General features: G+C 43.2%; 20 protein-coding genes and 1 tRNA gene. 14 read left to right on the top strand and 7 right to left on the bottom strand.

The window, feature by feature from the left end:
* Positions 1 to 249: 249 nt before the first annotated feature.
* A complete protein-coding gene (ychF, locus tag Q3W13_RS04080) occupies positions 250 to 1,353 on the bottom strand; it encodes a redox-regulated ATPase YchF (RefSeq protein WP_302861555.1) in 1,104 nt (367 codons plus the stop codon).
* Positions 1,354 to 1,565: 212 nt separating this feature from the next.
* Here ychF and mgtE point away from each other — a divergent pair, with 212 nt between their 5' ends.
* Together mgtE and Q3W13_RS04070 are read left to right on the top strand one after the other, a co-directional pair.
* The gene (gene mgtE / locus Q3W13_RS04075) at positions 1,566 to 3,002 is read left to right on the top strand and encodes a magnesium transporter (RefSeq protein WP_302861553.1); all 1,437 of its coding nucleotides are present in this window, start codon (positions 1,566 to 1,568) and stop codon (positions 3,000 to 3,002) included.
* 94 nt (positions 3,003 to 3,096) lie between these two features.
* Positions 3,097 to 3,588 (top strand): DUF5362 family protein, encoded by a 492-nt coding sequence (locus Q3W13_RS04070; RefSeq protein ID WP_302861550.1) that lies wholly within the window; start codon positions 3,097 to 3,099, stop codon positions 3,586 to 3,588.
* Positions 3,589 to 3,664: 76 nt separating this feature from the next.
* Here Q3W13_RS04070 and Q3W13_RS04065 read toward each other — a convergent pair whose 3' ends face one another.
* Positions 3,665 to 3,994, bottom strand: coding sequence for a DUF3276 family protein (locus Q3W13_RS04065; RefSeq protein ID WP_302861652.1), 330 nt, complete (start codon positions 3,992 to 3,994; stop codon positions 3,665 to 3,667).
* A 117-nt stretch (positions 3,995 to 4,111) separates the two neighbouring features.
* Positions 4,112 to 5,899: an ABC transporter ATP-binding protein gene (locus Q3W13_RS04060; RefSeq protein WP_302861549.1), complete on the bottom strand. Its 1,788-nt coding sequence runs from the start codon at positions 5,897 to 5,899 to the stop codon at positions 4,112 to 4,114.
* Between the two features lie 235 nt (positions 5,900 to 6,134).
* Here Q3W13_RS04060 and Q3W13_RS04055 point away from each other — a divergent pair, with 235 nt between their 5' ends.
* From Q3W13_RS04055 to Q3W13_RS04000, 12 genes are all read left to right on the top strand, one after another.
* On the top strand, positions 6,135 to 7,220 hold the full coding sequence (locus Q3W13_RS04055) for a Glu/Leu/Phe/Val dehydrogenase (RefSeq protein ID WP_302861547.1): 1,086 nt from the start codon (positions 6,135 to 6,137) through the stop codon (positions 7,218 to 7,220).
* 47 nt (positions 7,221 to 7,267) lie between these two features.
* Positions 7,268 to 8,218: a transcription antitermination factor NusB gene (gene nusB / locus Q3W13_RS04050; RefSeq protein ID WP_302861545.1), complete on the top strand. Its 951-nt coding sequence runs from the start codon at positions 7,268 to 7,270 to the stop codon at positions 8,216 to 8,218.
* A 3-nt stretch (positions 8,219 to 8,221) separates the two neighbouring features.
* Positions 8,222 to 8,653, top strand: a complete 432-nt coding sequence (locus tag Q3W13_RS04045; protein ID WP_302861544.1) for a DUF1573 domain-containing protein — start codon at positions 8,222 to 8,224, stop codon at positions 8,651 to 8,653.
* Positions 8,654 to 8,669: 16 nt separating this feature from the next.
* Positions 8,670 to 8,990 (top strand): preprotein translocase subunit YajC, encoded by a 321-nt coding sequence (gene yajC, locus Q3W13_RS04040; protein WP_302861543.1) that lies wholly within the window; start codon positions 8,670 to 8,672, stop codon positions 8,988 to 8,990.
* Between the two features lie 127 nt (positions 8,991 to 9,117).
* Complete coding sequence (locus Q3W13_RS04035; protein ID WP_302861542.1) at positions 9,118 to 10,065, top strand: YbbR-like domain-containing protein; 948 nt, start codon at positions 9,118 to 9,120, stop codon at positions 10,063 to 10,065.
* Positions 10,065 to 10,664 carry a dephospho-CoA kinase gene (gene coaE, locus Q3W13_RS04030; protein WP_302861541.1) on the top strand — a complete coding sequence of 200 codons (600 nt, stop codon included), beginning with the start codon at positions 10,065 to 10,067 and terminating at the stop codon, positions 10,662 to 10,664. The genes Q3W13_RS04035 and coaE overlap by 1 nt, the downstream gene beginning before the upstream one ends.
* Positions 10,665 to 10,707: 43 nt before the next feature.
* Positions 10,708 to 11,655, top strand: a complete 948-nt coding sequence (locus Q3W13_RS04025) for an exonuclease (RefSeq protein WP_302861540.1) — start codon at positions 10,708 to 10,710, stop codon at positions 11,653 to 11,655.
* 82 nt (positions 11,656 to 11,737) lie between these two features.
* Complete coding sequence (locus Q3W13_RS04020) at positions 11,738 to 11,896, top strand: DUF5522 domain-containing protein (RefSeq protein ID WP_302861538.1); 159 nt, start codon at positions 11,738 to 11,740, stop codon at positions 11,894 to 11,896.
* A 32-nt stretch (positions 11,897 to 11,928) separates the two neighbouring features.
* The gene (locus tag Q3W13_RS04015; RefSeq protein ID WP_302861536.1) at positions 11,929 to 12,378 is read left to right on the top strand and encodes a MarR family winged helix-turn-helix transcriptional regulator; all 450 of its coding nucleotides are present in this window, start codon (positions 11,929 to 11,931) and stop codon (positions 12,376 to 12,378) included.
* Between the two features lie 229 nt (positions 12,379 to 12,607).
* Positions 12,608 to 15,280 (top strand): ThuA domain-containing protein, encoded by a 2,673-nt coding sequence (locus tag Q3W13_RS04010; protein WP_302861535.1) that lies wholly within the window; start codon positions 12,608 to 12,610, stop codon positions 15,278 to 15,280.
* Between the two features lie 113 nt (positions 15,281 to 15,393).
* Positions 15,394 to 17,748, top strand: a complete 2,355-nt coding sequence (locus Q3W13_RS04005) for a TonB-dependent receptor (RefSeq protein WP_302861533.1) — start codon at positions 15,394 to 15,396, stop codon at positions 17,746 to 17,748.
* 247 nt (positions 17,749 to 17,995) lie between these two features.
* Positions 17,996 to 18,313, top strand: a complete 318-nt coding sequence (locus Q3W13_RS04000; RefSeq protein WP_302861531.1) for a hypothetical protein — start codon at positions 17,996 to 17,998, stop codon at positions 18,311 to 18,313.
* Between the two features lie 89 nt (positions 18,314 to 18,402).
* Here the strand turns inward: Q3W13_RS04000 and Q3W13_RS03995 are convergent, their stop codons facing one another.
* From Q3W13_RS03995 to Q3W13_RS03980, 4 genes are all read right to left on the bottom strand, one after another.
* Positions 18,403 to 19,488 (bottom strand): alkene reductase, encoded by a 1,086-nt coding sequence (locus Q3W13_RS03995; protein ID WP_302861529.1) that lies wholly within the window; start codon positions 19,486 to 19,488, stop codon positions 18,403 to 18,405.
* A gap of 177 nt (positions 19,489 to 19,665) precedes the next feature.
* Positions 19,666 to 19,737, bottom strand: a tRNA-Arg gene (locus Q3W13_RS03990).
* A gap of 161 nt (positions 19,738 to 19,898) precedes the next feature.
* Positions 19,899 to 22,268 (bottom strand): ABC transporter permease, encoded by a 2,370-nt coding sequence (locus tag Q3W13_RS03985; protein ID WP_302861527.1) that lies wholly within the window; start codon positions 22,266 to 22,268, stop codon positions 19,899 to 19,901.
* Positions 22,269 to 22,454: 186 nt separating this feature from the next.
* The gene (locus Q3W13_RS03980; RefSeq protein WP_302861526.1) at positions 22,455 to 23,729 is read right to left on the bottom strand and encodes a BamA/TamA family outer membrane protein; all 1,275 of its coding nucleotides are present in this window, start codon (positions 23,727 to 23,729) and stop codon (positions 22,455 to 22,457) included.
* Positions 23,730 to 23,780 lie beyond the last annotated feature (51 nt).

The following is a 23,780-nucleotide window of genomic DNA, read 5'->3' as shown; positions in this document are numbered from 1 at the left end:
TTTGATTTCCTATTTTACAGATAGATATTAGTCGTGGCAGTTAGACAGCCCTTCCGGACGACAGCCTCAAAACTGGCAGACATCGTTTAAAACTTAACACATTATACTCCGGTAATAGCGTTCCGTTTCACCACACGAACACCGCGAACACCCTGAAACATATTGATTATCAATATGTTAATTTTAAGCCTACTTGAAAAACTCTGATAATCAATAAGTTTCATCAGGGTTTACAGGTGTAAACCCTGGTTAAACATTAAACCTGAAGTGCATAATATCGCCATCCTGCACAATATAGGTTTTACCTTCTATCGCCAATTTACCGGCCTCTTTTATAGCGGCTTCGGAGCCATTATATTTTACGAACTCGTCATACTTAATTACCTCGGCGCGGATGAAGCCTTTTTCAAAATCGGTATGGATAACACCGGCTGCCTGCGGGGCAGTGAATCCCGCAGTAATTGTCCATGCACGTACTTCCTGCACGCCTGCGGTAAAGTAAGTAGCCAGGTTAAGCAGCTTATAAGCAGCTTTGATTAATTTATTAACGCCTGATTCAGTAAGCCCTAAATCATCCAGGAACATTTGGCGCTCCTCGTAAGTTTCCAACTGAGAAATTTCCGATTCAATCTGGGCAGAAATAATCAGCACCTCTGCGTTTTCATCCTTTACGGCGGCCTTTACTTTTTCAACATAAGCATTGCCGGTGTTAACGGAAGCCTCGTCGACGTTACACACATAGAGTACAGGCTTGGCAGTAAGCAGCCACAGGTCGGCAACGTATTCTTTATCTTCTTCGGCAACCGGTGCCGTCCGGGCGGATTTACCGGCCAGCAAATGGTCTTTATAAACACTAAGCACATCGAAAGTTTTTTTAGCTTCTTTGTCTCCGCCGGTTTTGGCCATTTTTTCAACCTTGCTTATTTTCTTTTCTATAGAATCAAGGTCTTTCAGTTGCAACTCAGTATCTATAATTTCCTTATCGCGTATAGGGTCAACCGAGCCATCGACATGGATTACGTTATCATTATCGAAACAACGTAACACGTGGATGATTGCATTGGTGGCACGGATATTCGCCAAAAACTGGTTCCCTAAGCCTTCACCTTTGCTGGCGCCCTTTACCAGGCCGGCAATGTCAACTATTTCAATAGTATTTGGCACTACGTTTTTTGGATTAACAATTTCTGTAAGCTTTGTTAAGCGCTCGTCAGGAACAGTTATTACACCCACATTGGGCTCTATGGTACAAAACGGAAAGTTTGCCGCCTGCGCCTTAGCATTCGATAAGCAATTAAAAAGAGTTGATTTACCCACATTTGGCAAACCGACTATACCACATTGAAGTCCCATTTTCTATAGTTGATTGAGTTGATTAAGTGAGCGGTTAATGGAGTTAAGAAAAGCCGAATCTGTAAAACTTAATCAACTTATTCCACTCGAACAACCACCCTCTAAAAAGCCGCAAAGATAACAGAAAAAAATTCCCTCGTTTTGAAAAAAAAAACGACTTTTGCCGCAACGCAAATCAGGGCAAATAATAACATGTAAAAGGAGGTTTTTTTATGGAAGAGATGGTTGACCAAATCAATGCAATACTCGGCACGGTGGACAATACGCATTTGCAGGAATATTTGAACAACCTCAACATCTCTGACGTTGAAGAACTGATTGACGAAATGCCCGAGCATGGGCCCTTATTTATCGAAACCCTTTCCCTCAACCGCGCCGTTAACGTTTTCCGCATTCTTGACTTTCCCACACAGGAACGCATCATTAAAAAGCTATCGGGCCCGCGCATTGCCGGTATAATTAACGAGCTACCACCCGATGACCGCACGTCACTCTTCGCAGAAATGCACGGCGATGTAGTACAGAAGATGATTCAATTGCTCTCGCCTACCGACCGTAAGGAAGCGCTTACCCTGCTAGGTTATGAAGAATATTCAGTAGGCCGTTTGATGACACCTGACTATGTTGCTGTAAAAAAAGAGTGGGATGTTGAGCGTGTATTGAACCACATCCGCCGCTATGGTAAAAACTCGGAGACCATTGACGTTATTTACGTGATTGATAAAAGTGGTGTGTTGCTGGATGATATTCGTATCCGCGAAATATTATTGGTAAAGCCGGAAACGAAGGTAAGCGAGCTGATGGACGGCCGGCTTATTGCGCTAAGCGCCAGCGATCCGCAGGAAGAAGCGATTAATATCTTCAGGATGAATAACCGCACCGCATTGCCGGTAGTTGACAGTCAGAATATTTTGCTTGGCATAGTTACGGTAGATGACATTTTATGGATAGCTAACGAAGAATATACCGAAGACATACAGAAAATAGGTGGTACCGAGGCGCTGGACGAGCCATACCTGGATATTAATCTGTTCCGGCTGGTGCGCAAAAGAGTGGGCTGGCTGATCATTTTGTTTTTAAGCGAGATGCTCACATCCACAGCGATGCAATATTTTAATGATGAAATAGCTGTGGTGGTACAGCTTACTTTTTTTATCCCACTGATTATGTCCAGCGGCGGGAACAGCGGTTCACAAGCTTCTACACTGATCATACAGGCAATGGCGTTGGGCGAAGTAACGCTTGCCGACTGGTGGCGTGTTATGCGCCGCGAGATACTTTCGGGCTTAATGCTTGGCTCGATACTTGGCGTAATCGGCTTTTTACGAATAGCTGTATGGAGCTCTTTCAGCGACATTTATGGCCCGTACTGGCTACTGGTGGCTTTCACTGTCGGCTTCTCCCTGGTGGGTATCGTATTGTGGGGCTCACTCGCAGGCTCCATGCTGCCAATAGCAATGAAACGACTCGGACTGGACCCGGCTACATCATCGGCGCCTTTTGTTGCCACGCTGGTTGATGTTACCGGCCTGATCATTTATTTTAGTATGGCGTCCATCGTTATGCATAATGTGCTGCATAGCCACAGCCACGCAGCAGGGCATCCTACAGCACTGCTCAGCCATATAATCGCAGGCGGAGTAAGCTAGGGCATATTTGCAAACTCTGCTGCTTATCCGTTGCAAAACAGTTTTTAGTTTTTAACTTTAGCTAATCTTAAACTCTAAAAACAATTGAAATCAAATGGAAACAACAGACAGTTTTGAAATGGCGGATGCCGCCCCAAGTATCTCATTAAATTATGAAAGCCAAACTTATCTTCGCGAATCGGGAAAATGGGCGGCTTTTTTGGGGATAATAGGCTTTATTTTTACTGGCTTTATAGCTATCGCTGCATTATTTGCAGGTACCATGATGGCGACCCTCTCGCGTTTACAACCTGACAACCCCGGCGCCGCCATAATGTCGGGTATGGGCGGTTTCATCACCGTGATTTATTTGTTGATTGGTCTGCTTTACTTTTTCTTTTCGCTGTTTTTATACCAGTTTGGCAGCCGCATCAAAAAAGGCATTATGTACGCCGACCAAATGCATGTTACCGCCGCTCTTGGGAAACTAAAGTCATTTTTTAAACTATGGGGTATTTTAACCATAGTTATCTTATGCCTTTATGCACTTATTATCATTGGTGCAATAATATTCGGCATTACTGCATCCTCAATGATGAACAGATAAAACACTGTAAATAACAAAACCCCTGCTGGTTAGGCAGGGGTTAAAAAAATAGTTAGTTTGTTTAGTTTGTTCTCTTTTAAATTTCGAAGGAAAAATCCTCATCAGCTGTTTTACCAACTTCCTGGGCTTCGCTGTACTCATAGCGCTTTTCAACTACCTCCTGGTTTGCCTTGATGTAGTCGATCGTTTCTTTCAGGCCTTCAGCAAATTTTTCAAAATCTTCTTTATATAAAAAAATCTTGTGTTTGATGAACACGCCGTCCTCTAACCGTTTTTTGCTTTCGGTTATGGTAACATAGTAGTCGTTTGAACGGGTCGCTTTTACGTCAAAAAAATAGGTCCGTTTCCCTGCCCTTACCTTCTTTGAATAAACCTCTTCACGCTCTCTGTTGTCAAAATCTCCCATAATAATATTATCGTAACTAGTTTTGGTTGGCATAAATATAAATAATTTTTCAAAGAGCAAGCATTTATTCAAACAATATTAAACTTTTGTTGAGAATATTTTAATTTTCGGAGGGTTTTACACATTTTCCTCTTCCTCAAGCAGCTGTTTTTCGTACAATTCGAAATATGTGCCTCTTTTTTCCATCAGGTAATCATGGTTGCCCTGTTCTATAATTTCACCATTATCCATAACTAAAATCTTATCGGCATTTTTTATGGTCGATATTCTGTGCGCAATAATAATACTTGTTTTACCCAGCATATTGCGGCCCAGGTTGCTCAATATTTCCTCCTCTGTCCGGGTATCAACAGCCGATAAACAATCATCAAAAATTAATACCTGAGGATGTTTTACAAGGGCCCTGGCTATTGACACGCGCTGCTTTTGCCCCCCCGATAAAGTTACCCCCCGTTCGCCGATCAGGGTTTCAAAGCCTTTATCGAGCTCCATAATATTTGAGTAAACCGCAGCGTCCTTTGCCGCCTGCCTTACTTTATCCATCTCCAAAACATCGGCACTAAATGCAATATTATTGGCTATCGTATCCGAAAATAAAAATACTTCCTGTGGTACAAAACCTATCTGCGAGCGGTAACTATCCAGGTTAACCCGGGTTATTGGTTCACTGTCTATTAAAATCCTCCCGCCGGTTGTGTCATACATCCGCATAATCAAATTAGCAATAGTCGATTTTCCTGACCCGGTACGGCCTATAATGGCTATCATCTCGCCGGGATTAGCGACAAAGGAGACATTTTTAAGCGCCTGTATGCCAGTGTCGGGGTATATAAATGACACATCTTTGAATTCTATCCGGCCATTAATCGGCAACGGGCGGGCATCAGGCGATTTGATGTCGGGCTGCTCATTTAAAAACTCGTTTATCCTTTTTTGTGATGCTGCGGCCCTTTGAATAAGGGAAGTTACCCATCCCAGCGATATTACCGGGAAGCTCAGCATATTCAGATAAACCAGAAACTCTGCAATATTGCCTGCGGTAATATTCCCTTTCATTACCTCGGTCCCTCCTACATACATCGTAATAACGTTACTCATGCCTACGAGCAGCAGCATTACAGGGTAAAATACAGCCTGCACCTTTGCCAGTTCCATCGAGTGCGTTTTGTAATCCTCGCTTTCAACAGCGAACTTACCTGTTACGTAATCTTCGCGGACATATGATTTGATAACCCGGATGCCCGAAAAATTTTCCTGCACAAAGCTCGACAGTGCGGATAAGCGCTGTTGTATTTTTTCGCTGCGATGATTTATGGTGTTATTAACATAGTAGATAATAATAGCTAAAACAGGCAGCGGCAGTACCGACCATACCGCAAGCCGTACATTTACCGTTAGCATAATAGCAATAGCCATTATAAAAAGCACTACCGTATTGATAGTGTACATAATCCCGGGCCCCAGGTACATGCGTACGCGTGTTACATCCTCGGTAACGCGGTTCATTAAGTCGCCGGTATTATGGCGGCGGTAAAAAGCGAGCGAAAGTTTTTGATAGTGATTATAAATCTCGTTCTTCAGGTCATACTCAATATGCCTCGACATCAGGATAATGGTTTGCCGCATAAAAAACAGGAATAAGCCACGTAACAGGGCTAATACCAAAACCAGGATACCGAACAACAATAAACTGCTGCCGAATATCTGGTAAATAACCTCCTGCCTGTTAAAGCCCGAGAAAAGGCGGTATACGGCAATATTTTCTGTCACCAGGTCAAACGCCACCCGGATAACTTGTGCCGGCAAGACGCCAAAAATATTTGAAATAATGACAAACAGCACACCCGGTATTAAACGCCAGCGATATTTATAAAAGAATTTATTGAGATATGCGAGGTCTTTCATTTAAAGGTACCCGGAAATCCGGAAGACCAAAAGTAGGATAATGACAGCAGACTTTCAAGAAAGCCCAAACGCATTAAGTAATGCGAATGCAATGTTTAATATAAAGCCAATCTTCAAAAGCTTGCCTGATTTTCTGATTGTACTGCCTTGGACTTCGCCAACAAAAATTTGCGCCAATAAAAAAAACCTCTACTTTTGTCGGGAGCCCAACAGAATTATTTACTTTGTTTCTCTGATGCTGAACACCAACCCTACCGAATCAATTTTTAGCCAGCTCGAGGCTTACGGCCATAAAAAAATTGTATTCTGCAGCGACCCCGACACCGGCTTAAAGGCAATTATCGCCATTCACGATACTACACTCGGTCCAGCTTTGGGCGGTACCCGTATGTGGGCTTATAAAACTGAGGCCGACGCTTTGTATGATGTATTGCGTCTCTCTAAAAGCATGACTTACAAATCGTCAATTGCAGGCCTTAATCTGGGCGGCGGCAAGGCGGTCATTATCGGCGATTCACGTAAAGATAAATCGGAAGCATTACTGCGTAAATTCGGCAGATTTATCAAAAATCTGAACGGTGAATTTATTACTGCCGAGGATGTGGGCACCAATCCGCGCGATATGGAATATATACGCATGGAAACCCAGCATGTTATGGGCGTTCCTGAAACCATAGGCGGCAGCGGCGACCCTTCTCCTATTACCGCTTTAGGGGTTTTTATGGGAATGAAAGCCTGTGTTAAAGAACTGTATGGCAATGATAATCTTGCCGGCAAATCGGTAATAGTACAGGGCATTGGCCATGTGGGGGAAAACCTGGTTAAATTGCTGCGGGATGAAAACGCTAAAGTGTATGCCAGCGACATTAACGATGACCATTTAAGGCAAATAGCCAAAAAGTATAATGCAGAAGCCGTATCCGCCCATACTATTTTCGATATCGACGCCGACATATACGCTCCTTGCGCATTAGGTGCAACTATTAATACACAAACAATTAACAAGCTTAAATGCGCCATTATAGCCGGCTCTGCCAATAATCAGCTGGAGGATGAGCATGAACAGGGCCGGATGCTGCTGGAAAAAGGCATTTTATTTGCGCCTGATTATGTGATTAATGCCGGCGGTATTATTAATTGCTATTCCGAGCTGATGGGCTTTACCAGAAAAAGGACCATGCAGCTAACAGAAAATATTTATGAAGCTACCCGTAATGTTTTAAAGCTTTCAAAGGCCGAAAACATTTCTGCAATTGAAGCGGCAAACAAAATTGCCGAAAAACGTATTGCAGATATAAAAAAAGTTAAATCAACCTATTAAAATCAAAAGAATCCGCTAATTTTGCGGAACTTAATCGTTCTTACAAAATGTTAAATCGCAGACACCTAAGGGTAAAAGTCCTCCAGTCGTTATACGCCTATCACCAATCAAACAGCGGCGACGTTAAGCAGCATGAAAAAAACCTATTGCTGACCATTGATAAGGTGTATGAAATGTACATCTGGATGTTGTCACTAATTTCTGAAGTTACCCAATATGCTGAAACCGATGCAGCAGAAAGGGCAAACAAACACTTACCAACAGCCGACGACCTGAACGCCAATTTAAAGATAATGAGCAACAGGTTCGTGGTATCACTGCTTCAAAACAAAGAATATCTTGCCGGATTAAAAAAATATAAGGTAGCCTGGAATTTCGAGCCGGAGTTGATTAAATCGTTATTTACGATCCTGAAAAAATCCGAAGATTACCAGGAGTATCTGAAAAAGACCGACGATACAATACAGACTGATAAGGACATCATTAAATTTATCTTCAAAAAAGTGATCCTAAAATCATCACTTGCCGAACAGGTTTTTGAAGATATGTTCCTGTATTGGCCGGTTGACAAAGATGTGTTGCAAGCCTTGATAGCCAAAACTTTTAAGAATTTTGCTTACGACGACCCAAAACAAAACAAACTGGCCGAAGTAACCGGCAATTGGGAAGAAGACAGGGAGTTTATTGTTAATTTGTTTGAGGAAAGCATACGGCATAATGACGATTACCAGTTGCTGATTACCAGCAAGACGCAAAATTGGGAGCCGGACCGTATAGCCATGATGGACACACTGCTAATGAAAATGGCTATTGCAGAGTTTGTTAATTTCCCATCGATACCTGTTAAGGTTACCATAAATGAGTATCTCGAAATTTCGAAGGAGTTTAGTACACCCAAGAGTAATGCATTTATCAACGGTATATTAGACAAAATTTTGGCAGACCTTAAAGCACAAAACAAAGTAAAAAAGATAGGCAGAGGACTTATTGAAGAATAACAAATGAAAAAATTGCTTTTAGGCTTATTAACGGCAGGCATTTTGCTAACAGCCTGCAATGCAAACAAAACCGGCAATAACAGTGCGGACAGCGCTCAAACAGCCAGCAATGCCAGTACAGCGGTTATGAAGTTTGAGAAAGAGACGCACGACTTTGGCAAAATTAAAGCTGGCGATCTTGTTACTTACGACTTTAAATTCACTAATGCAGGCAAGGCTCCGCTTATTATTACCGATGCTGTGGCAACCTGCGGTTGTACTAAGCCGGAATATTCAAAAACACCAATTAAGCCGGGAGAAAGCAGCTCAATTCATGTAACATTTAACAGCGCCGGGAAGGTGGGCCTGCAGGATAAACAAATTACCATTACCGCCAACACCAATCCTGCGCAAAACAGGGTACACTTAATTGGCGAAGTAACGCTTACCAAATAATTATTAACAATTCAAAATGATAGCAACTATTTTATTACAGGCCAGCGGCACCGGAATGGGAATGCAACAACTGGTAGTTTTCGGTTTAATTGCCCTGGTGTTTTACTTTTTCATGATCAGGCCGCAGGTAAAAAAACAAAAAGACCAGAAGAAATACGTAAACGAACTGAAGAAAGGGGACAAAGTAGTAACCACAGCCGGTATACATGGCAGGATTGCTGACATTAATGACACTACCTTTTTGATTGAAGTTGATAATGGTAAAATCCGTTTTGATAAATCAGCTATATCATTAGAGGCATCTAAAGCGTTAAATACGCCGGCAGCAACTAAGTAAGGTAAAAGGAAGGTAAAGAGCGAAAAATTAGAGTAGCTCTTATCGGCACAGAAAGAATGAGGGCGAAAGGTAAATGGCGAGATTATCTCACCCTTTTCCTTTCGCCTTTAACCTTTAACCTCAAAATATGGCAATAATCAAATTATCAGCGACAGAACGGAGAAGGGTATCGGCGTTTTTTACATGCCTGGTGCTCGCTATTGTGGCGTGGGTATTTACGGTATTGTCAAACACTTACAGCTACACCGTTAAAGAAGTTTTGAGCTTTAGGAATGCGCCGCAGAAGCGTGCCTTTCACTCTCTTCAATCCGATACCGTCAGCGCAGTCATTAACGGAAGCGGCTGGCAAATGCTCTTCTCAAAAATGCATCCGGACAATACAAGCGTCGCGGTAGACTTGCATACGCTTGAAACAAAGAGTTATATAGTGTTAAGTTCACAGTTACCGCAAATAAACTCAAAACGCGACCCAAGCCAGCAAATCACCAGCTTTGTTTCTGATACGCTGTATTTTGATTTTTCGAACAGAAAAGTTAAAAGGCTGCCGATTCAACTGATCACGGCCATACAATACAAGCACCAGTTTTCACAGTCGGGTAACGTTGTTCTTAAGCCGGGCTATGTTATAGTTAACGGCCCTGCCAATGTTATTGATAAAATGACCAGCTGGAATACAGATACGCTGAAGCTGGACAGCGTAAGCGAAACTGTTAATAAGCATCTGGCCCTGCAGCCGGTAAAAGAAGGCAATGTGAGCGTTTACCCCAAGAGCACTGATGTAACTATCCCGGTTGATGAGTTTACCGAAAAAACATTGGAGATACCGGTAAAGCTGATTAACAACCATAATTATGATGACGTTAAGATCTTTCCACAGAAGGTAAAAGTAACGTTTACAACGTCGCTAACCCGGTATGCACAAACCACTGAAGATTTTTTTGAAGCGAACGCCGACCTGGATCTTTGGAAAAAGCGCGGCTATAAAGCCTTGCCTGTAGTAATTTTCAAATCGCCTGCGTTTACTAAAATAGTAAAGGTGGAGCCACAGAATATTGATTTTATCATCAGGAAATAATGCTTAAAATAGGTTTAACCGGTAGCATTGGCAGCGGCAAAACTACCGTTTGCAAGGTATTTGAAGTATTGGGTGTACCAGTATTTTATGCTGACGATGCCGCAAAAATAGCAATGGTTACCGATCCGGTACTTATTGACGGTATAAAAACTGCTTTCGGTGATACGGCCTATTTTAACGACGGGACGCTTAACCGCAAATATATAGCAAGTATTGTTTTTAATGATAGCCAACAGCTTGCCAAGTTAAACGCATTAGTACACCCGGCAACTTTCAGGGCTTTTGATGAGTGGGTAAAAACAAACGGTAACGCACCCTATGTTTTGAAAGAGGCAGCACTGCTATTTGAGAGTGATTCGTACAAAATGTGCGATTATTCCATCACTGTAACAGCTCCGGCTGAAACACGCATTAAACGCGTGATGCAGCGTGATAACCTTACCAGGGCTGAAATTGAAAGCCGCGAAAACAAACAGTTTACCGAAGCAAAAAAGGCCGCGCTGGCCGATTATATTATTGTGAATGATGATGTGCAACTGGTGATACCGCAGGTCCTGAGTTTGCATAATAAAATCTTATCGTTGGCCGGCATTCATTAACCTTGCTTGCTTAATCGTTAATCCGCCAAATAAAAACCGTTTAATGACCGATACTATCCTGGACGACTTTCTGATAATAAACCCTAACGGCCTTTATTGCAAATACGGTGATTTTTATTTAGACCCGGTACAACCCGTTACCACAGCCGTGATATCGCACGCCCATGCTGATCATGCCGTCAGTGGCAACAACACGGTTTACTGTACTGAAGCGACGCATGCTTTTATGGCGCTTCGCTACGGTAGGAATGTCGGTAAATGTTTCAATTTAGCTGGCTATCATTCTGCTTTTGCAGTCGGAGGGGTAAAAATAACATTTATTTCTGCTGGTCACATGCTGGGCTCTGCGCAGGTGCTGATGGAATACAACGGGGTGCGCTATCTGTATACCGGCGATTACAAAGTTCAGCCGGACGCCACCTGTGAGCCGATTGAATGGGTAGAAGCTGACGTGCTGATAACTGAAAGCACCTTTGCTGATCCTTCAGTACTTCATCCAGATCCTGTTGCCGAGATAAAAAAGCTGAATGATGTAAAAATGAATATTCTGCTGGGAGCCTACGGCTTGGGTAAAAGCCAGCGGCTGATCAGCCTGATAAATGAATATGCACCGCAAAAACGCATACTGGTGCATCATCGCATCATGCCCATTAACGCCATTTATGCGAAAATGGGTTATCCGGTTGGCCGGCACGAAATATACGGCCGGAAACTAATGAAAAAGCAGGAAGAGTTCGTCTACATCGTCCCCCCCTTCACTTTCGACAGCTACATAAGGGCGAAAGATGTAAAGCGTTTTTTTGCCTCTGGCTGGGAAAACCTGCAAGTAAATAAACAGGACACGCTATTTATCTCGGATCACGTAGATTGGAACGACATCCTGATGGCTGTTGAGCAAGTAAAACCCAAACAAATATGGACGCTGCATGGCAACGGCCTGCATTTAAAAAAACATTTCGGCGATAAAATTGCTGTGAAGATCTTAAATTAATGATTTTTAGTTGATTAAGTTTTGGAAACGACACTATCACCAAGGATAACCTAATCAATCCAGTTCAATTAATCACAAACCAATGCTAAAAGAAGGCATAGATTATTATATAAATGCAGATGGGTTATTGGTATTCACCAAAGAATATCATTTAAAGCGCGGATATTGCTGTAAAAATAAGTGTCTTAACTGTCCCTGGAATTATGGAAAACCCAAACAGGCAGATGATATTAAAAAATAATTAAGGATATTTGTGTAACATAATTATTAACCATGCGGATAGACGAAGAAATACAAAGCAGCAAATTCGAGAACAATTACCAAAAGGCTGTTATTAATATTTCATACACCTATAGCTGGCTAAATAATCAAACCCGTTCCCTGTTCGAAAAACAGAACATTACTATACAACAATTTAACATTCTGCGGATCTTAAGGGGCCAGTATCCAAACCCGGCTACTGTAAATTTATTAAAGGAACGCATGGTGGATAAAATGTCGGACGCATCCCGCATAGTAGACAGGCTGGTACAGAAAGGCCTGGTATCACGCTGCACCAATACCCGCGACCGCCGCGCCGTTGACATACGCATCAGCGATGAAGGGCTGAAAGTATTGGCAAAAATGGATGAGGAATTTAAGATAAAAGACCTTCTCCAAAACAACCTCACCGAAGAAGAAGCAGGCCTGCTAAGTGATTTATTAGATAAATTGCGCGGATAACTAAGTGTAAAATCCCACTTTTACCGGATACGATAATATATTGATATACAACTGTTTATTATTACACATCCAATTCATTGTGTCGTAAGGACACAAAAAACAAGTGTATTAGTAACAATTAAGTTTCAAATCCATAGTTTTCTGCCTTTTTTTGATGGTTTTTATCTAAATTACACCCCCGTTAACCCAATTATTAACACCCGTAATTTCATCATTAAAAAATAAATCAATGCGCCTGAAATTTACCTTACCCGTAATTGTTCTTATCTCACTGTTGTTTTTTGGCTTTGCCCCACCTGCAAAGCACAGAATATTGGTATTTACCAAAACAGCTGGCTTTCATCATGCCTCTATTCCTTTGGGCGTAGACGCTATTTTAAAGCTTGGCAAACTACACAACTTCATTGTCGATACTACTTCTGACGATACAAAATTCAACGAAAGCAACCTGAAAAAATACAGTGCTGTTGTGTTTTTAAGCACTACCGGCCCTCTGTTTACCGCACGCGAGCGTAACGATTTTGAGCGGTATATACAAGCCGGTGGCGGTTATGTGGGTATCCATGCCGCAGCCGATGCGGAATACGACTGGCATTGGTACGGCCGTCTTGTGGGGGGATATTTTTTGAGTCACCCTGCCGTTCAGCAGATGGCTACCTTACACGTGGTTGATAAAACTCATATATCTACAAAGCATCTTCCTGATGAGTGGAAAAGGAAAGACGAGTGGTATAACTACAAAGAATTGAATAAGGACGTGCATGTATTGATGACCATCGACGAAAGCACCTACCAGGGAGGGCTTAACGGCGCTAATCATCCGATGGCATGGTACCACATATACGATGGCGGCAGAGCATGGTACACCGAGCTTGGCCACATGGACGATACCTGGAGCGACCCGCTTTATTTAAAGCATATACTCGGCGGTATACAATGGGCGATGGCACATCCCGCTTTAAATTATGCGAAAGCAACAACCGAGCGTGTGCCGGAAGATAACCGGTTTGTAAAGACACAATTGGTAACAGGTACATTTTATGAGCCGACCGAGCTGACCGTATTGCCAAACCTGGATATATTGGTTGCTCAACGCCGCGGCGAAATAATGCGCTACAGCGAACAAACCAAAACGATGAAGCAGGTAGGATTTTTAAACGCCTATTTTAAAGCTCATGTAAAAGGTGTTAATGCCGAAGAAGGTGTGCTTGGCATACAGGCTGACCCTGATTTCAAAAACAATCATTACGTTTACATATACTACAGCCCCGCAGATACCAGTGTGAATCGTCTCTCACGCTTTGTTTATGATCATGATACGATCGACAACAAGAGCGAAAAAATCGTATTGCAGCTTTACTCGCAGCGCGAAATTTGCTGCCATACCGGCGGTTCAATAGCTTTTGGACCTGACCGTATGCTTTTCCTATCGACTGGAGATAACTCAACTCCGTTCGACGAAAGCGGGCGGCCTAAATACAATACGCACTCATTTGCACCGCTTGATGACCGTCCGGATCACCAGCAATACGACTCAAGGCGTTCGGCAGGAAATACCAATGACCTGCGCGGTAAAATACTGAGAATTAAGATGAAGCAGGATGGTACTTATGACATCCCGGAAGGTAACTTATTTAAACCAGGTACACCAAACACCCGCCCCGAAATTTTTGTTATGGGTGACAGGAACCCTTACCGTATAGCTGTTGATCAAAAGAATAGCTGGCTGTACTGGGGCGAAGTTGGTCCGGATGCTCAGAAAGATAGCCTGGAAACACGCGGGCCTCGCGGATATGATGAGCTTAACCAGGCGCAAAAAGCCGGTTTCTTTGGCTGGCCCTTATTTATCGGTCCGAATATCCCTTATCACTCTTACAACTATGAAACAGGTGTTTCCGGCCCTGCATTCGACCCGGCAAAACCTATCAACGACTCCAGGAATAATACCGGTTTAAGGGAACTGCCTCCGGCGCAGCCTGCATTTATCTGGTATCCATACGGCCCGTCGGCAGACTTCCCTGAGGTAGGCTCAGGCGGTCGTACCACTATGGCGGGACCAACCTATTATACCGATATGTACCCTAAAGCCACCCGTTTTCCTGATTATTACAATAAAAAGGTAATTTTCTATGACTGGATCCGCGGCTGGATAAAAGCAATAACCCTGCAGCCAAACGGGCAATTTGACAAGATGGAGCCATTTGTTCCTAATCTTAAGTTTAATTCGCCTATTGATATGGAGCTTGGCCCGGATGGCAGATTTTATGTACTTGAATATGGCAGCGGCTGGTTCCAGAAAAACCCTGACGCCGGATTGGCAAGGATAGACTATAATCGCGGAAACCGTGCTCCTGATATTGCGAAAGTTACCGCAAACAAAACTGCCGGTGCAGTGCCGCTAACAGTTATCCTTAGGGTTGCCGCAAAAGACCCTGAAGGAGATAAAATGACGTATACCTGGGATTTAGGCAATGGCGTTACAAAAAAGACTATAGTACCGAGACTTGTTTATACCTACGCTAAAAAAGGAAACTACAATGTTACGGTAGATGTAACCGACGACCATGAAGCGACAACAAAAAGCAAACCGTTAAGCATTTTGCCGGGAACCGCCGCTGCTTCAGTTGCGTCTAACCTGAATGCTAATGCACCTGGTAAAGCCTTAATGCTAAGCCTGGATTGCAAAACCTGCCACAAAATCGCAGAGAAATCCATTGGCCCGGCGTTTACAGACGTGGCTAAGAAATACCCGAACAACAAAGCATCTATGGACCACCTGATAAATAAAGTAAAAGAAGGCGGTAATGGCGTTTGGGGCGATGTTTCGATGCCGGCCCACCCTGCGCTGAAAACAGCAGAAGCTAAACAGATTATCAGCTGGATATTGTCGCTGAAACAATAAGCACTTAAAACCTTTTGGCAGGATAGTTAGTGATAATTATCCTGCTTTTTTATTTTATCAACAAATAGCATTGTTAACTTTGGCGGCGCATTTGTGCACTTATATTAACTTCAATGAAAAAATTCTACGCTCTTTTAATCCTGCTGGGCACTTTCTGTTCAGCTTTTTCGCAAAATCTATCTTCAATCTCTGGCACCATTACCAACGGCAACGACCAGCCGGTAAACGGCGCTACTGTTAATCTCCTGAATACCAACTACAGCACAATTACCAATGGTAAAGGTGAATTCAGCCTTAACGGTGTCCCTCAAGGAAATTATATTATTCATGTTACCGGCGTGGGCTACGCAGAGCGTAGTCAGCCAGTAACCGTTAACAGCAAAGCGTTGGTATTCAATTTAAAACTGAACGATGCCAGCAATCAGCTGGATGAAGTAGTAGTAACCGCGCAAAAACGTGAAGAAGAACTGCAGGACGTGCCCGTAAGCATTTCTACATTTTCGGCAAAGGATGTAAATGCTTATCATTTACAAAACCTGAAAGACATCACGGGTATTGTACCGAATTTATATTCCGCCGGTCCGGGCGATAATCGTAATGTTACCGGGTTGAGGGGTATTGCAACAACATCGTACGATCCGGCTGTAGCTACATACATCGATGGCGTAAACCAGTTCAGCCTTGATACTTATATTCCGCAGTTGTTTGATGTGGAGCGCATTGAAGTACTGCGCGGCCCGCAGGGAACTTTATACGGCCGCAACGCGCTTGGGGGTGTTATCAATGTTATAACTAAACAGCCTTCTAATCAAACCAGCGGTTTTGCCGAGCTTGAATTTGGAAGCTATAACGAGCAGCGTTACAGCCTTGGCCTCCGGACGCCGCTGATAAAAGACAAATTGTTTTTAGGTGTTGCAGGCGTTTATTCGGGTTTTAACGGCTTTTATACAAACGAATACAACAACACCAAATTTGATAAACAGCATTTCTTTTTAGGCAGTTATTACCTTAAGTTTTTAGCCACCCAAAAGCTGACATTTACCCTGAATGTAAAGAATTACGAGAACAGAAACAACGGACCGTTTACGTTGGCGGGCAGCCCGGATGAAGCAATCAACAATCCGTTCAAAGTAAACCAGAACGCTACGACCAAAATCATCGACAACATTTTCAATGCTTCATTAGCAGCGAACTATGCGGGCAGCAATTTTAACTTTACCTCTGCCACATCGTACCAGAAAAACTACCGGTATTATACCACCCCGATAGATGGCGACTTCTCTCCCATCGATGGCGTATCATTAATAAATAATTACGGCAGCGATTGGAACAATGTAAAAGTAGCCACCCAGGAATTCAGGTTCAGTTCGCCGGCTTCGTCGCAATCGCCAATTAAATGGACAGGAGGATTGTACGGCTTTTACCGCAGCGCACCGACGAAAACCGGAACACATTTTGGCGATGATGCCGCCGCAGTGGGTGCGCCATTTCCTGACTTTACTACCATTAATACCAACATTGAACACAATTACGGTTTTGCTGCATTTGGACAGGCAACTTACACCATTAACCCGCAATGGGATGTTACCGCAGGACTGCGTTATGACCTGGAGCATAAAAAAGAAGAAATTAAAGGCGAATTCCAGCCCGACGGCGGGGACATAATGGTAACCCAGACCGATACATCTTCGAAAGCGAACTTTAAAGCATTCACGCCGAAACTTACCGTAGATTTCCATGCATCGCAGAATAACAACCTGTTTGCATCGTACAGCAGGGGCTTCCGCGCCGGAGGTATCAGTCAATTGGGTGCTGACCCGTCACAGCCACCGCTTTACGCTTACAAGCCTGAGTACAGTGATAATTTCGAAATTGGCTCGAAAAATACCTTCTTCGACAAACGCGTTCGTTTAAATATTGCCGCATTCTATACACTTGTTAACAACGCACAGGTGCCAACACTAATTTTGCCCGATGCAATCACCGTAACCAAAAATGCGGGCAAAATGCACAGCAAAGGTATTGAGGCTGAGCTGGCAGCAACATTACTTAAAGGTTTAGATGTTGATTACAATTTCGGATATACCCACGCACGTTACACCGACCTTGCCGTGCCAGGCAATGGCAGTGTAGTGAACCTTAAAGGCAATCACCAGGTTTATACACCGGACGTAACATCGATGCTGGCATTGCAATATGCTTACCAGCTTGCGCAAAATACCCATTTAATTGCCCGTGGCGAATGGAAATATATTGGCAATGAATATTTCGATCTGGCAAACCATATTGAGCAAAAAGCCTATAGTTTGTTTAACGCACGTCTGGGCGTAGCTACCAGGAGGTTTGATGTATATGTTTGGGGGCAAAATCTTGCGAACAAAAAATATATTGATTACGCTTATGACTTTGGCGCATCGCATTTAGGCAACCCGAAAATGTATGGGGTAACACTAAGAGCCAATTTCTGATATCCGGATTAACAATTTGAAGTGATAAAAAGGAGTGCGTGACTTATATCGCGCAAACAATGATTCTAAGCAGCCATGGCCTCTTACAGGCACATGGCTGCTGGCGTTAGAGACCATTGTTACTTATAGACTGGTTTGTCAAATGATAGTAATCTTACTTATCTATTTAGAATTAAATAAGTTTTTTAACTTCTGTGTAAAACATTAGTATATCCTGCCGTGTTTATTATTAACACAAAACGCGCAAATGAAAACATTTAATGAACATGACACAGTAATTTACAAGGACGCCACAGGTCGGTTTATCGATACCTTTGTGATTTATGACACTGATCCTATAACCGGTCTTACGCACATTAACCATGAGAATCTAAAGGTGCCGGCCGATGTATTGACTGTGCACCCCAAAACCGTTGAAAAACACCATTTGCCAATGAACGACGCATTCAGTTTTGAAATATTTAAAAAGTTGAAAGAAAAGTATGATAATAAAGCAAATGACGCCGTTCAAATAGCATTGAAAGTTGAGCCGGTTTATAAAGAAGAATTAGCGAAGGCATCATGATCTGATATCTTCATTAAAAAAAAGGCCGTCTTATATGCGATTATGAGACGGCCTCTTTTTTTATTGCCCTTCCTAAACCTGGGTTCCGGCTATTGGCACACCGGATAGTCAGTATAGCCTTTTTCGTCAGCCGTATAAAAAGTGTTCATATCGAGGATGCCGGATAATTCCTGTCCCTTTGCAAAACGCTGAACCAAATCAGGATTAGAAATGAACGGACGGCCAAAAGCTTCCAGGTCGGCTAATCCGCTTTGCAGCTGGGCTTCGGCTGACTCCAGCGTGTGGCCACCGGCCATAATAACCGTCTGTTTAAAAATATCCCGTATGGCTTGTTTGATTTCCAGCGGAACCGCAGGGGCGCCTATTGCAGAATGATCAACCACATGTACATAAGCTATCCCCAGTTTATTCAACTCACCCGCAAGATATTTATATGTGGCGTCAATCTCCGGATAATGCGGCATATCACTCGCCACTCCATAAGGTGACAGACGGATCCCTGTTTTATCTTTTCCAATAGCTGCGGCCACTTCGGCTGCTACCTCAATCACGAAGCGAGCACGGTTCTCGATACTGCCGCCATATTCATCGGTACGTATATTGCTTATGGGCGATAAAAATTGCTCAAGCAGGTAGCCGTTCGCGGCATGCAGCTCTACGCCGTCAAAATTTGCAAGAACAGCGTTTTTTGCCGCGCTTACAAATTCGGCTTTAGTAAGCAACAATTCTTCGGCAGTCATAGCGTCAGGTACAGGAAAATCCTGCATTTGCAGCGAGTCTGTCCACATTTGGCCTGCGGGCTTAACTGCTGACGGGGCGAGGATTTTGGCGCCTTCCGGCATATTTGCAGGGTGACTGATACGACCGGTATGCATCAATTGTATAACAATCTTTCCGCCTTTTGCATGCACGGCAGACGTTATTTTTTTCCAGCCTTCTACCTGTTCCTGGCTAAAAATGCCTGGAATGCGTGCGTACCCGAGGCCATTGGGTGATGGTGATGTCCCTTCCGTTATAATAAGGCCTGCGTCTGCACGCTGCGCATAATATTTTGCCATCAGGTCATTTGGTACATTGCCTATAGCCCGGCAGCGGGTCATCGGCGACATAACGATGCGGTTTTTTACCGAGATAGACCCAACCTGGAAAGGCTCAAATAGTTTAAGAGTTTTCATTCAGGATAAATTTAGTGTTCAAACACATAAAAGTATACTGTAGTTATGAATTGTAAAAGCCTGCCTTTAAAAATGACATCTGTGTGTCTTTGCTATTTTGAGGAGACGGATGGAAAATACTTTTCCTCTTATCAAATAAAACGGGCGAGCGAAATTTTTATCGCTGCCCGTTTTGCGTGCTTCTGACGAGATTCGAACTCATATCGATGGTACCGGAAACCATAATTCTATCCATTGAACTACAGAAGCAATAGTGCAAATATAGAACAATAACAAAAAAACCCGCGAAGTTTTGAAAACTTCGTGAGTTTTTGGAAAAGGATATGGTTTGAGTGTTATTATTTTGTGGTTACAGCCTAACTGGTGCTGCCCGTCTTTTCTGAACCCTGATCGTTGATCTCTGATCTCTGTTATTCACTTTTTAAACTTTTTACAGGATTGGTCGCCGCGACTTTTATAGTTTGATAGCTTATTACCAACAGGGCTATCAGCAGGATAGCAAACACCGGCGATGCAAGCAGCCACCAGTTAACGCTGATATGATAGGCATAGCTGGTGAGCCACTTGTTCATAATGATAAGTGTGACAGGAATAGCAATCATGGCAGCGATGGCTACGAGCTTTATAAAATCTTTTGCCAATAGCACCATCAGCTGGCTCAAAGCGGCACCCAGCACTTTGCGTATTCCTATCTCTTTTGTGCGCTGTATCGCAATCAGATGCGCCAATCCATACAGACCCAGGCATGCCAAAGCAATTGATAACACGGTAAAATAATTGAACAAGCGTATAGTGGTCACATCCTTTTGATATACGGCATTGAACGCCGCATCCATAAATTCGTAATTGAAAGGATAATCAGGGAAATAGCTTTGCCAGGCGGTTTTGATAAGAGTTAAATCTTTAGGGCTGACTTTCACCAGTACCGCCCCCGGCCTGAATCCTCTGCCGGTGTAAATCATCACTAACGGGGCCACAGGGTTATGCATTGATTCGTAGTGGAAATTTTTCACTACACCTACCACGCGTCCTTTATGGTTCATGCCTTCCATTGGCTGGCCGATCGCATGTTTCCAGCCCAGTTGTTTCACAAAAGCTTCATTCACTATAAACCCTTCCTGCTTATCGGTGATCATCTGCTCCGAAAAATTACGCCCTGCCAGTAGCCGCATTTTAAGCAGGGGAATAAACTTTTCGTCGATTGAGAAATAATTCGACATCAGCTCCCGCTTACGACCGTCAGCTATAGTGAGCGTGGTTGATTTTGCCTGCCCTCCGTTATCAACTGCCAATCCGTTTTGTACCGAAGTTCCTTTTACCTGGCTCATTTGGTTCAGGGCATTATTAAATGCTGGTACATGCAACAGCGCTACCGAATCATCCGGCAAAGAAACAGTGAGCAATTGATCTTTGTCATAGCCGATAGAACGGTGCTGCACAAAATTTATTTGTTCGTTCATGATAAAGGCGCCGGCAATCATTACTGTTGCTACCACAAACTGTGTCACTGTAATAATCTTACGCAGGGTTAAGCCCTTAGCCATATAATTAAAATTGGCCTTTAATGCAGTAACGGGCTTGAAAGCTGAAAGCACGAAGGCTGGGTACAAGCCTGTAAGCAGCGACGATGTCAAAACCAGCCCGCAAATAAATATGATGGTACGCCCCGAGGCAAAAAAAGATAGTTTTATCTGCAATAAATTATTTAAAAGCGGCAATAACGCCAGGCTAAGGCCAATGGCTATTACCAAAGCGATAAGCGTAACACAAAAAGATTCGAACAAAGATTGGCTGATAAGACTTCCCCGTAATGCGCCATTAACCTTACGCACTCCCACCTCCTTAGCCCGCTCTGCCGCGCGTGCGGTAGACAGGTTGATATAATTTAACAGCGCTACAACCAGGATAACCACTGCCAAAATTGAAAAAATATAAACCAATTGCTTATCCCCTTTCGGAGTATCGCCGAGTTTGCCAGAGCTGAAATGCACATCGCTTAATGGTTCTGCATTAAACTCCATAGAATACTTAGTTGCGCCGATTTTATTCAGTTCAAGCTGAATGGTCTTACTCGAAAATCCCGCCAGTTTACGCTTAAAGGCCGCTATATCAGGCTTCTGTTTAAAAAGCACATAAGTGTATACCGAAAAATCATCTTCGAGCCAGCTGGTTGTTTTATAAAACTCTACGGGCAGCAGTATAGTAAACTCAAGGTCGCAGTTTTCCGGAAGATCCTCCAGCACTGCTGCTACCCGGTAAGGTTTACCGTTGCATACCATGGTTTTATTAAGCGCGCTGCCGTTGCCAAAGTATTTTATCGCCGTGCTTTTTGTAAGCGTAAGTCCATGTAAATCCGTCAGCGCATCCGCCGCACTACCCTCTGCAAACTTATAATCAAAAACATCAAATACGTTGGCATCTGCGGTATAAACATCATCTTGTTTAAAAACCTGTCCGTTTAGCTTTATCACTCCTTTAGTAGGCGCAAACCGTACTGCTGTTTGAACTTCCGGGTAGTTTTGTCTTAAAGTTGTCGCAAGCAACTCCGGCGACAACGCCATATTAATGTTATCTTTTTCTGGCGTATGCATCAGGTTGGTAATACGCAGTATCCTGTCTTTTTTGCTATTAGCAGCATCGAAGCTTAACTGGTAATGCACATATAGCGAGATGAGCAGACAGGCAGCGATACCGGTTGATAGTCCGCCAATATTTATAAGCGAAAAAATTTTATGGCGGATAAGATTGCGCCAGGCGATTTTTAAATAGCTCTTTATCATGAAGCAGGTTGATTTGGTGCAACAAACCTAGCCTTACGATTTCATGAAAAAAATAGCCTTAACATTGATTAACAGTTATTTAACAAAATTTAACAGGATAGTTATTGGTCAGAGGCTAGACCTCAGGATTATGCGCTCAATTTAAAAAACCGATAATTTCTGCGTAGTCAACTCAATCAATCAACTTTAGAACGCCTCCCCGATATCAATAAACAGACCGTTTGAGCCTTGTCTGCCAAAACCATAATCGATGGTAATATTGGTGTTTGAAGTTTTATTAAGTTTTAAACGCAAACCGGGGCCATAACCGGGCTGTATGCGCTGCAGGCCGGTACCGGGGGCCGCAGAAAATGATTCGCCATTCAGGAATACCACACCACCAAGCAAGCCGTTATGGGTTATCTTAAACCTGTATTCAGCTTCTGCATATACCATCTGAGCTCCGCGAAAACGGCCTTGTATATACCCGCGTCCCGTTGCTGAATTGCCGTCCCATTGTGTGCTCGGTAAATCCAGGTATTCCGGCCGTCCGCTTAACACCAGCCAGTTATAACTCCATAGTGCCAAAACATTATCGGAGTTTGCAGGAAACCTGAAATATTTACGAAGGTCTATTATCAGCGAACGCCACGGGGTGGTGCTTCCTAAAAATTGATAATTATCGCGATATTGCAGGGCCGCATATCCGCCTTTGCCAGGATTGATCGCATTATCCCTTAAATCTATCACTGCATTTAATGTAAGCCCCGAGGCTACTGTATGCGAGCGTTTGCCATAGGTGGTATAATCGTCGGGAGTGCCATTAATATTCCCTTTATCGGATATATTCCAATGGGAATCGAAAATATAGCCAAGGCCCATGTAAAGATTACCGGTGACCCGCCTGAGCACTGTTTGGTAAAACTTCAGGTACGAATAATCCATCGGGTCTTCATTGTTGATATTTGAGTTACTGCCAAGGCCGTAACTGTTTTGCGGATATTTATAGTATTGGTATTCGCCTATAAAATTGTAGGTATTATCCTTGCTCCATATATTGGTTTGGATAGGCAGGATAAACTGTTTGTTTTGCGTATAAGAGGCACTGGCAATAACCGTAGAAATTCGTGATTGAGGCGCCGTTTTAAAGATAGCATTGCCTGATAGTACGAGCGCAAACCGCGAAAGCAATGTATAACCTATGGCCGGAGCTATCGAAATTTCTGGTTTGGAAGTAATGCTGTCGACGGCAGGCGTCTGCCTGGCGTGAAAAAGCTTTGAAAGCACGTCCCCAATATCTTCCTGCTCCGAAAGCGGCACCTTAGGTTGCCTTGCCAGGGTATCTATACGTACAGTATCCTTTACAACGCCGTGGCGTTTTACCGGTATCCTCTTGATGGGAACAGGGTTTTGCTGGGCAAATAGCGGCACTGTAACGATGGTAAGAACAAAAAATACTTTTATCGATAGAAAAATCCTCATGCAACCCTGCTTACAAGGGGAACTGAAGCTCCCTGTTTATTAATTATTTTA

It is taken from the genome of Mucilaginibacter sp. L3T2-6 (assembly GCF_030519355.1).
In the GTDB taxonomy this organism is placed as follows: domain Bacteria; phylum Bacteroidota; class Bacteroidia; order Sphingobacteriales; family Sphingobacteriaceae; genus Mucilaginibacter.
This window is presented reverse-complemented; position numbering and strand designations above follow the sequence as displayed.

Bases quoted from the DNA above. Each gene is read 5' to 3' on its own strand.
- ychF (WP_302861555.1), bottom strand. From the start codon at position 1,353: ATGGGACTTCAATGTGGTATAGTCGGTTTGCCAAATGTGGGTAAATCA.
- mgtE (WP_302861553.1), top strand. From the start codon at position 1,566: ATGGAAGAGATGGTTGACCAAATCAATGCAATACTCGGCACGGTGGAC.
- Q3W13_RS04070 (WP_302861550.1), top strand. From the start codon at position 3,097: ATGGAAACAACAGACAGTTTTGAAATGGCGGATGCCGCCCCAAGTATC.
- Q3W13_RS04065 (WP_302861652.1), bottom strand. From the start codon at position 3,994: ATGGGAGATTTTGACAACAGAGAGCGTGAAGAGGTTTATTCAAAGAAG.
- Q3W13_RS04060 (WP_302861549.1), bottom strand. From the start codon at position 5,899: ATGAAAGACCTCGCATATCTCAATAAATTCTTTTATAAATATCGCTGG.
- Q3W13_RS04055 (WP_302861547.1), top strand. From the start codon at position 6,135: ATGCTGAACACCAACCCTACCGAATCAATTTTTAGCCAGCTCGAGGCT.
- nusB (WP_302861545.1), top strand. From the start codon at position 7,268: ATGTTAAATCGCAGACACCTAAGGGTAAAAGTCCTCCAGTCGTTATAC.
- Q3W13_RS04045 (WP_302861544.1), top strand. From the start codon at position 8,222: ATGAAAAAATTGCTTTTAGGCTTATTAACGGCAGGCATTTTGCTAACA.
- yajC (WP_302861543.1), top strand. From the start codon at position 8,670: ATGATAGCAACTATTTTATTACAGGCCAGCGGCACCGGAATGGGAATG.
- Q3W13_RS04035 (WP_302861542.1), top strand. From the start codon at position 9,118: ATGGCAATAATCAAATTATCAGCGACAGAACGGAGAAGGGTATCGGCG.
- coaE (WP_302861541.1), top strand. From the start codon at position 10,065: ATGCTTAAAATAGGTTTAACCGGTAGCATTGGCAGCGGCAAAACTACC.
- Q3W13_RS04025 (WP_302861540.1), top strand. From the start codon at position 10,708: ATGACCGATACTATCCTGGACGACTTTCTGATAATAAACCCTAACGGC.
- Q3W13_RS04020 (WP_302861538.1), top strand. From the start codon at position 11,738: ATGCTAAAAGAAGGCATAGATTATTATATAAATGCAGATGGGTTATTG.
- Q3W13_RS04015 (WP_302861536.1), top strand. From the start codon at position 11,929: ATGCGGATAGACGAAGAAATACAAAGCAGCAAATTCGAGAACAATTAC.
- Q3W13_RS04010 (WP_302861535.1), top strand. From the start codon at position 12,608: ATGCGCCTGAAATTTACCTTACCCGTAATTGTTCTTATCTCACTGTTG.
- Q3W13_RS04005 (WP_302861533.1), top strand. From the start codon at position 15,394: ATGAAAAAATTCTACGCTCTTTTAATCCTGCTGGGCACTTTCTGTTCA.
- Q3W13_RS04000 (WP_302861531.1), top strand. From the start codon at position 17,996: ATGAAAACATTTAATGAACATGACACAGTAATTTACAAGGACGCCACA.
- Q3W13_RS03995 (WP_302861529.1), bottom strand. From the start codon at position 19,488: ATGAAAACTCTTAAACTATTTGAGCCTTTCCAGGTTGGGTCTATCTCG.
- Q3W13_RS03985 (WP_302861527.1), bottom strand. From the start codon at position 22,268: ATGATAAAGAGCTATTTAAAAATCGCCTGGCGCAATCTTATCCGCCAT.
- Q3W13_RS03980 (WP_302861526.1), bottom strand. From the start codon at position 23,729: ATGAGGATTTTTCTATCGATAAAAGTATTTTTTGTTCTTACCATCGTT.